The sequence below is a fragment of the Streptomyces sp. NPDC048420 genome (assembly GCF_040651535.1).
Classification (GTDB): domain Bacteria; phylum Actinomycetota; class Actinomycetes; order Streptomycetales; family Streptomycetaceae; genus Streptomyces.
Genome location: NZ_JBEZKG010000067.1, coordinates 1 through 9,080, shown reverse-complemented (window position 1 = coordinate 9,080; position 9,080 = coordinate 1). Strand labels below are relative to the sequence as shown.

At 68.3% G+C, this 9,080-nt stretch carries 8 protein-coding genes and 1 pseudogene; 1 reads left to right on the top strand and 8 read right to left on the bottom strand.

The window, feature by feature from the left end:
* From AB0D34_RS47115 to AB0D34_RS47085, 7 genes and pseudogenes are all read right to left on the bottom strand, one after another.
* Positions 1 to 209: transposase (locus tag AB0D34_RS47115; protein ID WP_362674355.1), on the bottom strand; the 209-nt coding region annotated here is incomplete at its 3' end.
* A gap of 94 nt (positions 210 to 303) precedes the next feature.
* Positions 304 to 653: pseudogene (locus tag AB0D34_RS47110) on the bottom strand (transposase); the annotation flags it as partial.
* 125 nt (positions 654 to 778) lie between these two features.
* On the bottom strand, positions 779 to 2,029 hold the full coding sequence (locus AB0D34_RS47105) for an aminoglycoside phosphotransferase family protein (protein ID WP_362674353.1): 1,251 nt from the start codon (positions 2,027 to 2,029) through the stop codon (positions 779 to 781).
* 384 nt (positions 2,030 to 2,413) lie between these two features.
* Positions 2,414 to 2,611 (bottom strand): transposase, encoded by a 198-nt coding sequence (locus AB0D34_RS47100; RefSeq protein ID WP_362674351.1) that lies wholly within the window; start codon positions 2,609 to 2,611, stop codon positions 2,414 to 2,416.
* Positions 2,612 to 2,647: 36 nt separating this feature from the next.
* Positions 2,648 to 2,938, bottom strand: a complete 291-nt coding sequence (locus AB0D34_RS47095) for a hypothetical protein (RefSeq protein ID WP_362674349.1) — start codon at positions 2,936 to 2,938, stop codon at positions 2,648 to 2,650.
* 61 nt (positions 2,939 to 2,999) lie between these two features.
* Positions 3,000 to 3,560: an XRE family transcriptional regulator gene (locus tag AB0D34_RS47090; protein ID WP_362674347.1), complete on the bottom strand. Its 561-nt coding sequence runs from the start codon at positions 3,558 to 3,560 to the stop codon at positions 3,000 to 3,002.
* A 5-nt stretch (positions 3,561 to 3,565) separates the two neighbouring features.
* On the bottom strand, positions 3,566 to 5,665 hold the full coding sequence (locus tag AB0D34_RS47085; protein ID WP_362674345.1) for a helix-turn-helix domain-containing protein: 2,100 nt from the start codon (positions 5,663 to 5,665) through the stop codon (positions 3,566 to 3,568).
* A 168-nt stretch (positions 5,666 to 5,833) separates the two neighbouring features.
* On the opposite strand from AB0D34_RS47085, the gene AB0D34_RS47080 reads away from it, so the two are divergent.
* Positions 5,834 to 6,019 carry a hypothetical protein gene (locus AB0D34_RS47080; protein ID WP_362674343.1) on the top strand — a complete coding sequence of 62 codons (186 nt, stop codon included), beginning with the start codon at positions 5,834 to 5,836 and terminating at the stop codon, positions 6,017 to 6,019.
* 90 nt (positions 6,020 to 6,109) lie between these two features.
* Here AB0D34_RS47080 and AB0D34_RS47075 read toward each other — a convergent pair whose 3' ends face one another.
* Positions 6,110 to 8,497 (bottom strand): Helicase associated domain protein, encoded by a 2,388-nt coding sequence (locus AB0D34_RS47075; protein ID WP_362674341.1) that lies wholly within the window; start codon positions 8,495 to 8,497, stop codon positions 6,110 to 6,112.
* Positions 8,498 to 9,080: the final 583 nt, after the last annotated feature.

Below are 9,080 nucleotides of genomic sequence, written 5' to 3'. Positions count from 1 at the left end.
AAGTCGTGGGGCAGATAGCGCCACTGACAGCCCGTCCGGTTCTGATAGAAGATCGCGTTCACGACCTCCCTCAGGTCGCAGGAGCCCGGGTCGCCCGTCGCTGACCGCGCCACCCGGTTCTGCTTCCAGGCCGTGATCATCGGCTCGATCAACGCCCACTGCTCGTCCGATAAGTCGCTGAGATACGGCTCTCTCTTCACACCCCGCATCTCAACATGGACATGCCCACCCGGCGGCTCGTACGGCGGTCAGTACCACGATCGAGCGATCACGAACCGAGGAAGATCGGACTTAACGCCCACTGAGACGGTTGATGCACCGCTCGACAGTGTTGCGCTGCTTGTAGGCCTCCCGGTCGAAGGTCGGCGGTCTGCCACCGGCCGGTCCGCGTCGCTTCCGGTTGGCCTGCTGGTCGGCCCGTTCGGGGATCACCGCGCGGATGCCGCGTTTGCGCAGGTGGACGGGGATGTCGCGGGAGGAGTACGCCTTGTCCGCAGGATCACGTGGGGTCTGGTACGGGGCCGTCCACGGCGCCGTGGGACGCGCAGTCGGGCCATCACGTCGGTAAAGGCGGGCGCGTCGCCAGCCTGTCCGGCGGTGAGGTGGAAGGCCAGTGGTCGGCAGCGGTCGTCGGCGGCGAGGTGGATCTTCGTGTGGCTTTGTAGGCGAGAGCTGACACCGTATGTCGGTCGGGGACAACAGCGGCCGGTGTTGGCGCAGAGTGATGTCGCCGAGTTTTGATACCACTTGGGGTCTTGCGGTGGCAGGTTCGGTGTGCTTATTCAGGGCCGGACCGAAGGTCCTGCGCTTGGAAGTGCGGGTTCGGCACGCTCGCGCACAGCAGCGCGTTGCGGATGACGCCGACGGGATCGCCGAGGTGGTAGATCTTCTCGGACGGTTCGATGCCGTCCAGGAATTCCTGGTAGCGCAGGGCGTAGGACAGGTGGGCGAGTGGTTCGGCAATGGCCAGCGCGCGTCTTGGCTGGCAGCCGGGGAGGTGCCTTTCCCAGGCATCGATCCAGGCCCGTGCGGCGGTCGGCCGTTTGGCTTGGGGCAGGTAGTCGTACGCTCGCAGGCCGTCCAGTACCGGGTTGCCCCAGTGGGCGTCGGCGAAGTCGACGACGACCGGGGGGCCGCCGTCGCTGCGCCAATTCCCGGGGTGGAAGTCGCCGTGCACGATGGTGTCCGGCAGGCCGCATTCGTCCAGCACGGGCCAGCGGGCGAGGAGTTCGCGGGCGGCGGCCAGTTCTTCCGCAGTGAGTTCGCGGGCGACCTCGCCGTCGAGGAGGTCGCGGACCTGGTCGGCGGTGACGGACGTCCGCCGGTCCCGCAGTCCGGGCGGGCTTCCTCCTGGGAGGCCGGCTACCGCGGCCTGGGCGGCCACGAGACGGCTCACGGCGCTGGTGATGGTTTCGGGGGAGGCGTCCCAGCAGTCCTCGCCGGGCAGGTGTTCCAGCAGGATCCGCCGCTCTCCGGCCCCCACGACGGTGGGGACAAGGCCCGGGTCGAACCGGGCGAACGCGGAGATGACGGCAGCTTCGTCGGCGGCGAAGTGCGGTGTGGTCTTCAGCCAGACGGGGCCCTGGGCCGTGGGCAGGCGGAACAGGCCGGCCAGGTTCCATGTTCTTCGTTGCTCGACCGGCCCGGTCACCGGGCGGCCGGCGGCGGCCAGGGTGTCGGACGCCCAGCCGAGGATCTCCCGTAGACCGTCCGCCCGGGCCCACGGGGCGCGTAGTTCTTCATGCCCGGTCAGCTTGAGCAGGGCGTCGTCGAGGGGGCCCTGTGTCAGCAGGCCCGGCGCCGGGCGGCGCAGCGCTTCCACGTGGTAGGTGACATGGCCGTCGCGGGAGCCGTCCCCGCCGTCGACGTCCAGCAAGCGCAGCACCATCACCGGAACGCCGAGCGTGTGGTGCAGATGTGCGATGACCGGCTCGACCTCCGACCACCACGGGACGCCCACGGGAAACGGCCCCGCGGCGCCGAGAAAGTCCCCACCCGACGTGACCCATGCACTGACTGTCCGGCTCATCGCCCAAGTCTGACGTAGCGCCCCCGCTGTCGCCGAGGTAGTCCTGGAGCGGGCCGCCGCGGGGGTAGGCGGGCAGGGCGCGGCCGTCGGTGTCAGTTCTCGTCGATATTTCCCACCCTCGTGATCAACAAGTGATGCCGAAAACCGCCGACATACGGTGTCAGCTCTCACCTACGAAGCCATTCGTGGTCAGTCCGCCGCGGGACCGGCCGATGGCGTGGTCGCCCGGTTCGCCGGCCGGGGCCCCTTTTTGCGGGCCCCGGCCGCGTGCTGGTGGGCGCGCACGATGGTGGAGTCCACCGATACGGCCCAGTTGAGGTCCTCGTCCGCGTCGGCCTGAGCGACCAGGGCGGTGAAGACCCGCTCCCAGGTGCCGTCGACGGCTCACATCCGCAGCCGGTTGTAGACACCCCGCCAGTTGCCGTACTTCTCCGGCAGGTGCACCCATTGGGTACCGGTCTGGAACTTGAAGGCGATCGCGTCGATCACCTCACGATGGTCCCGCCAGCGGCCACCCCCTCTCGGCGCCCGATCCGGAAGTAACGGCTCGATCCGCGCCCACTGCGCATCAGTCAATGGCACACCCGAACCAACGACCGGACGGTCGGAAAGGAGCAGCTATGTGCTGGCCACACCATCAACCGGGTCGGTCGATGTCCACCAGCCCATTACCCGGTCGGCCATTGCTTCCGGCCGCAAGCCCAGAGGGTCGAGACCGAAGTGACCTTCCAGCTCGTGCCGCAGGAATTCACCGATCTCGGTCCGGCTGGCGCCGGAACCGAGCCGCTGCAGGAGAGGGGCGAGCTTGCAGTCGTACTCGTCCTGCACATCGTCAGCGACGCCCACCGGATCCCACTCGTTGAGCAGATGCCGCAGGTCGTCCTCGGTGGAGGTGGTCCAGGGTCTCATCGCCCCAGACTGCCACCCGGAACGACCGCCATCACCCACCTGTTGATCCAAACGAAACTGCCTAGTAGTCGAGGTCGAGGTAGTCGATGTCGTTGAGGGTGACGTCGGAGAGCCCCAGAGCGCGGCTGCCGTTGTCCTGGAAGTAGATCTCTTTGAGTCCTTCGGCGATGATCTGGCGCATCTGCTGGTCGCCGGCGCCGGTGTGGCGGGCGTCGAAGAGGCGTTGTGCGTAGGCCGGGGGGAGATGCACGGTCAGGCGGCGGAAGCGTCCGTCGTCGGTGGTGCCGACGGGCGCGGTGTAGCCGAACCGGGCGCGGGTCTCTACCGTGATCCCGGTCGCGGTGGCTGCCTGTTTCTGGCGGCGTTTGCGGACCTGGGGCTGCCACCGCTTGCGTACGGCGTCGTCGATCCGGTCCGCGATCGCTTTGGGCGGGTGCTTGCGTTCGCCCTTGCGGTAGCGCTCCACCGACCGCTGGCTGACCCCGAGTTCCGCCGCGACGGCTTTGGTCGTCTTGAGCTGCTTGATCAGGAAGTTGATGCGGGCCTGGAGGGTCTTGGGCGGCTGGCGGGTGAACGCTTCGCGGTCGGCGCGTTCGATGGCGTCGTCGATCTCTCCGGCCACAGCGCCTACTCTCCTTCGTCCAGGACGGCGTCGCCGCCCTTGATGTGGCGGGCGGGGTTGTAGCCCTGTTCCATGAGGTCGACCGCCCACAGCATCGACTGCACGCCCTCCAGCTTCGCCAGACCCGGCGTGGGCCCGAGACGGAACCCACCCGGCTGCGGCTTGCCGGAGGCGGCGTAGGGCAGGAAGCCGAGCGGACTGTCGCCGGGGGAGGGGTAGACGACGCAGTCGGAGAGCACGGCCAGCGGATACAGGCCGGTCATGGTGGCCATGTTGCGCAGTTTGCGGTGCATGTTGATGCGGGCCTTGGAGATGACGGCGGCGCGGATGTCGGGTCGCCAGGTCGGCCGCTCGAGGGCCGGCCACCGCTCGCCCTCCTGGTACTTCCTGCCCTGCGGGCGTTCACGCAGTTTGCCGATGCCGCCCTTGACGGTGGCCTTGATGGCGGCCAGGACGGCCGCCATCGCCGGATCGACATCCTTGTGCCGCTCCATGGCCGCCAGGAACTCCGCGTCGGTGAGGTCCTTGGTGACGCCGAGGTCGGCGAGGGTGTCGACGTAGGCGGCCTTGAGGCGGTCGTGCCAGGGGTCCAGGTAGGCGCCGGTCTCGCGGCGCAGATACCCCTCAAGGGGAGCGACGTTGTAGCCGAGTTCCTGGGCGTAGGCGACGGTGTGGGTCTGGTACCAGGCAGGCCCGGTCGGCCGGGTGCCGTCCGGGGTGAACGGGGAGGGCAGCCGCGGGTCGACCTCGACGTGGGACAGGTCGACCAGCCAGGAGCCGGGGATCTTCGGGTTGAACTTCGGGCCAACGAAGTGGTCGGGGGCGCTCAGGCCGACGACCAGGCGGGCCGCGGCGGCGAGGAAGGCGGTGTTCAGGTCCAGGCCGACCGCGTACGGCAGCGTGCACTCCTCATCGGTGAGCAGGCTGACGTCGCGCACCCACTGGTAGGCCTCCTCGTTCAGGAATCCGCCGCTCCAGCCGCTGTCGACGACGACGGGGTGTTCGGGGGTGGCCTCCGGCGGCGCGGGGTCCACCGGCTCCACCCCCAGCGAGCCGGGGTTGTGGCCGGGCACCCAGTTCCCCGTCTGCGGGTCCTGCACCGCGCGGGTGGGCGGGCGCAGCGCGGTCATCAGCTCCAGCCCGGACACGGCCGTGGAGCCGCGCGGGGTGAGGACCCGCTGGGCATACACGCCCAGGACGCGGGCGACGTCGGCCGGCTCCATCTCCGCCACCCCGGGCCAGGACCGCTCATCGAGGGCGTCCCACGACAGGATGGCGAACTGCACGCACTGCCGCTCACGCCCCTGAATTTTGCGGTAGATCCTCGCCCACGGGCCGAACCCGCGCTGGGTGAGCCGCCACTTCGCTTTCACCACCTGCTTGACCACCGGGTGACCCTCCGGCAGGCGCAGAGAGCGGCGCTGTTCGTGGCCTTCCAGGCGCTCGGGGAGTCCGAGCTTCACGGCGGCCGCGGCGGTGAGCACGATCAGCGGGTCGCTGTCCTTGCCGTTGCGGTGCAGGCGCGGTGCACCGAGCCCGGAGGCGCGCAGCGTCCACTCCACCAGCTCCACCACCGAGGTCGCGGGGCACTCGAGCACGATGCCGTCCAGGCCGTACGCGCAGCCGTCAGCGTCCAGCACCGCGAGCGGCCCGTGCGGGAACCGCGGATCGGCTGCAGGCCTCGCAGAGGCCGGGCGCCGCGACGTCGCGGCGGACCGGGTGGCGGGACGCGTCGGCCCCGCACCTGGAACGTGGACAGGCTGCGGGGCGTCTGCCCTCGCCGCCTCGGACGCGGCCGGTTCAGCAGACGCCGCCGGTGCTGTCGCGACAGCCGAGACCGCCGGGGCTGCGCCGGGAGCGGGGTACTTCGCCGCCCACCCGTTCAGCAGCCGCTGGTAGGCGTCCAGGCGCGGTGACTTCGGCTCGCTGCGGCCGTTCTCCCAGTTCTTCACCGACTGGGTCGTGGTCTTCAGCGCGGTGGCGAGACGGGCCTGGGTGATTCCGGCGGCCTCCCGCAGCCGGGCCCGCTCCGCCGGTGGCGGCAGGTGCGGCTCCTCGTTCAGCAGAGCGTCGACGGACGCGAACAGCTCTTCCTCAGATGCCATTACCTGCACCTTCACGTCAGGACCGGTATTGCTTAACCACAAACTTACCCCATTCCTTATCCCCAAGGACCCATTTCATCCCCAGCGCGTCCAGTGCGGTCAAGTGGGTCCACGGTGCGCTTCGCGCGGTGTGCTTACGGTCGTCGAGGCAGGGGAAGCGTGATCTCCATGACGAGCGTGATGCAGCACTACGGCCTGCTGTGGACCGACCCGGACGGCGCCACGCAGGCGTCGGCCGGTAGGTACGACAAACGGTCGGCGAAGCGTCGCCGTACCGAACTCAAGGCCGTGGGCTGTACCCGTGTCGAGATCGTGCCGGTCAGGCCGGGTGAGGTACCCGAGCCGGTTTCCTGAGCAAAGCGGGACGAGGTGCACCAGCCGTATCCCGTTCAGCAGCGCCTGAAGGCCCCGCGCAGCGCGTCGACCAGCCACTGACCCGACCCTTCAGTCGAACAGGCCGAGGTCCGTGAGCAGCTGGCGGCGTGTATCGGGCAGCGAGTCTCGCCTGCTGCGCATGTTGCTGCGCCACACCCCGAGTCGGACTTCCAATCCGTCTTCCAACCGCTCTACGTGCCCCCGTGGCACGGTCACGTGCCCCTCGCGGGTCTTGTACTGCCTCAGGGCCGCCACGCTCCGCTCGAAGGTGCTCATGGGCGTGGTGGACTGCTTCGCGGGCGCTTCCGGCTCTGGGGCCGGAGGTGTGATGCCGAGTTGTTCCAGGCGTTTGCGTTGCCCGTCGTGAAGGGCCTGCCAGACCTCGGGCTTGCGCTGCTTGGCGAGCCATTTGCCGATGTCCATGCCGTGGACGGTGAGCCCGGGCAGTACCTCGGTCTCACCGGCTTGGCCCTCTTCGCCGGCCAGGAGCTCACGGAGTGCGGCGTAGTGGCGTTGCCAGTCCGGCGGCCATGAGGGGTTCCAGTCCTCGTCCACGGCCTCCAGCGCCGCTCTCCATTCGGGGTGGCCCTCCAGCGCGCCGGGACGCCGCAGATTCGCGAGCCACATCCCCAACGGTTTGCCCAGTGCTGTCGCGGTGCGGGGGGCGCAGAGTGTCCAGTGCTGGTCGTAGTAGGCCTTGGCGGCTTCGAGGTTTTCCTGGAACCGCTCATCCGTCACCGACCACACCATGCCGAGCTGCTCGAGCCGGCGGGCACGCAGCCCGCTCATCTCCCCAGCCGAGAAGGCACGCCGTTGTTCCGCGACCCATTGCCCAAGGGGTGTCGCGCCTTCGCGGTGTCCGTAGGGCACCCTCGCGTTCCCGGTCCGCTCGACGTACGCCTTCAGCTTCGCCCAGCCGCGGGCCCAGTCCTGGCGCTCGGTGTCGATCACGTTGAAGGAGACCCAGTCTGCGACCATCACCGGATCCCGCGGAGCTGCAAAGCGGAGCAGGAGACGGGATTCGTCTTCGCCCTCCTCGGGCGCGACACCGATGTTCACGGACGGTTGCGCGACGTCTTTCTGTGGCTCCTGTGGAATGGCCAGCAGTTCCACGGCCTCTTCATCGTGGGCCCGCAGTCCTTCCAGGACTTTCACCAGGGGCCGGTATGAGCCGGAGGTGAACATGTCCTCGGGCTGCTCTCCGGGCTGGAGGAAGACCGGCACGATCAGGGAGGCGAGCTTGCCTTCCCCGGGCTTCTGTCGGAGTGCCCGGCCGATGGCCTGGACGATGTCGTGCGGCGCTCCCTTGGGGTCTAGTAGGGCAACTGAATCCACGCTTCGAATATCGACACCCTCACCCAAAACGCGACAGTTCGAGAGCACGGCCCGCTGCGCCGTCGACCCGAACGAACCCAGAACCTCTTGCCGGCGCTCCGGGACGTGCTCGCCACACAGCCAGTCCGCCCAGATCTTCGCCGGATACTTCTCCGGCTGGTCGGCGTGCAGCTTCGCCGCGACGCGCTCCAGACCTTCCGCGTAGGCCTGTGCCTCGATGGTGCGGTGGTGGAAGGTGATGCACGTCGACAGACCGTGCTGCGCCATCGTGTGCAGCAATGCGGCCTGCAGTGCACCGAGCCGCTGCCCCCGCACCTCTTCGGTGTGCCGCTCCTCGCCCATCAGCCGCTCAGGCGTGACGACGGGGTCCTTCAGCTCCAGGACGATGATCTGGTACCGCGCCAACAGGCCCCGGGAGACGGCCGAAGCGAGCGAGAGCTTGTAGAGGACGGGCCCGAAGACCTTCTCGTCATCCATGGACGCCGCCATCTCACGCGGCAGCGGATCCCGGACCCCCTCGGCAACCTCCCGGTTCAGCCGCTCTTCCCAGATCCGCGGTGTGGCCGTCAGGTACAGGCGGCGGTGTGCCGGGATGACGGTCTGGTCGTGGATGTCCGCCCACGCCTTACCCATCGAACCGGAAGTCCTGTGGGCCTCATCAACGACCGCGAGGTCTACTGGATCAAGCTTCTGGCCGTAGGCGCCCTCGAACGCCTCCGCCAGGACGCCCAGCGAGGCGTACGTCGCGTAGATGGTGACCGGCCCTTGCCCGTGCCACAGCGCCAACTGGATCGGGTTCGTCGTGGAGCGCACCTTCAACGACCACAGCTCCGGGTCGTCCTGGAGCGAACACACCGCCACCGCCGGCCCCTTGTGGCCGGCCTCGTGCCACGCCCTCACCGTCTGCGCCAGTAGGTCCAGCGTCGGCACCAACACGAGCACGCGCCCCCTGGGCACAAGCCGCTTCGCCGACGCTGCCGCCATGATGGTCTTCCCCGTGCCGCACGCCGCGTGCACCTGCCCGCGAAGACCATTCCAGGGGATACCGCCTGACGGAACATCAAGACCCCGCACAATGGCGGCAACGGCCTCGATCTGGTGATCACGCAGCTTCACGGCCATGCCCCGTGCTCTCCTTCTTCGCGGAATGCGGCGCTTAATAGCAAATAGAATTCAGGCGCAAGGTGCGCGGCAGTAGGGGTGTAGCATCTGATCCCAGACTCTACACAGTCACGACTCGTGATGCATCACCTGGACGTCAACCTCACAGCTGAGGGTGGCACAGTGACTCAATCTCATCCACGAACAGTCGACAGTCCTCTATGCTGACAGGGCGATAGGTGAACATGCCGGGACAGGTAGACGGTGGGGGAGGGGTCCAGGGTGGAGCGCAGCGGAACCCGTCACTACAACTAGGCCGGCACCCCGTCAAACCGACAGCCCGTCACATTCCCGGCAGAGGTAGTAGCCGGGAATCCCAAGCCCTACACAGTCCCGCACGTGATGCACCCACCCCTTACTGCCAGCCCCAGGAATCCCGCTTGCGGGATTCCGTCAATTCGCGCTTGCGCGAATTGACACGCACTCAGAATTCCGCTTGCGGAATTCGATTCCCGCGCTTGCGCGGGAATCTGGCGGAGCGTCAGCGGAGCCGTTCCTATGCAGCGCGCCAGCGCTGCATATCCCGCGGAGCGGGATATGCAGC